We start from the raw sequence: 382 nt of genomic DNA, 5'->3' as shown, positions 1-382 counted from the left end.
ACTATCCGTGCTACTTCGCGCTGCGCCGCAGGATGGGCACCGCCAATCTTGGCGGTCTCTGGCTGGACCTGGTGATCAGCCTGCCCGTCGCCGCATTGTTCGCCGTCTCCGACCGCGACACCTTGCAGCTGCTGAGCGCCAGCCCGCGGCTGCTGGTGCTGATCGCCGGCCTCGGTGCGCTCAGCGCGTTGGCCCTGGCGCTGATGATCGTCGCCGGCAAACACCTGAACCTGACCCTGTTCGGCCTGCTCAGCTACGTCGAGCCGGTATTGCTGGTGGTGGTGGCCCTGCTGCTCGGAGAAAGCATCGCTGCGTCGCAATGGCTGACCTACGGCGCAATCTGGTCGGCCATCGCCGTGCTGGTGCTGGAAGGCGCGCGGGC

The 382-nt window shown here is 67.3% G+C and carries 1 pseudogene; it reads left to right on the top strand.

From position 1 onward, the window contains the following. Positions 1-32: 32 nt before the first annotated feature. Positions 33-382: pseudogene (locus tag ACEWB7_RS18740) on the top strand (EamA family transporter RarD); the annotation flags it as partial.

The organism is Acinetobacter sp. NIOH-H-8, assembly GCF_046635365.1.
Taxonomy (GTDB): Bacteria; Pseudomonadota; Gammaproteobacteria; order Pseudomonadales; family Moraxellaceae; genus Acinetobacter.
This window is presented reverse-complemented; position numbering and strand designations above follow the sequence as displayed.